Here is a 647-nt window from a genome sequence, read left to right as displayed (position 1 = left end):
AGGGCGTGCCCGGAGCTGATATACCATTCGATAATCCGGACTTCCTATTTGATATCGCAAAAAAATACACGATGACCCTCTACAATGAACAAGGTGAGGTGATGTCGATAGACCTCACTGGAAGTTATGCCGCGCTGGAAGCAGCAATTGAGTGCCAAGAAGACGTGGGCTGATGCTTGAAAACCTTGATTTATTTTGAGGCCACGAACGTTGGTCTGGGGTGTTACCCGTGAACCACTATGCCCTTCCAGGTATGAGGACGTAGACACCGCTCGCGGAGTAGCGGAGTTTCTCTGCTGTCTCTGGCATCTTTCAGAACCGTTGTTGATGCTCTCTACAAATTAAATTCGCACTTTCCGCGTGACCTGCCCCCCGAAATCTCCCGCGTTCTGATGTAGAGTTTGCTCAACCTTTTGAAGGAGCAAACGAATGCGAAAGAGCCGTTTCACGGAATCCCAGATCATTGGGATGATCAAAGAACAGGAAGCCGGGCTGCCGACGGCGGAGGTGGCCATAACCTCAAAGCAGCCCGTCCTCCCGAGGTGCTACGGGACAGAGTTCACCAGCCGGGCGATCCTGAAATGGGCCAACGAGAACGATGTTGATTGGCACTACATCGACCCCGGCAAGCCGCAGCAGAACGCCTT

Annotated in this window: 1 pseudogene; it reads left to right on the top strand. The window is 52.6% G+C overall.

Features of this window, described 5'->3' with window-relative positions:
• Nucleotides 1-429: 429 nt before the first annotated feature.
• Nucleotides 430-647: pseudogene (locus tag F2B26_RS16655) on the top strand (hypothetical protein); the annotation flags it as partial.

The organism is Cellulomonas citrea (assembly GCF_009829685.1).
Classification (GTDB): Bacteria; Actinomycetota; Actinomycetes; order Actinomycetales; family Cellulomonadaceae; genus Cellulomonas; species Cellulomonas citrea.
The sequence above is the reverse complement of the archived record's forward strand: the minus strand, read 5'-3'. Positions and strand labels throughout refer to the sequence as shown.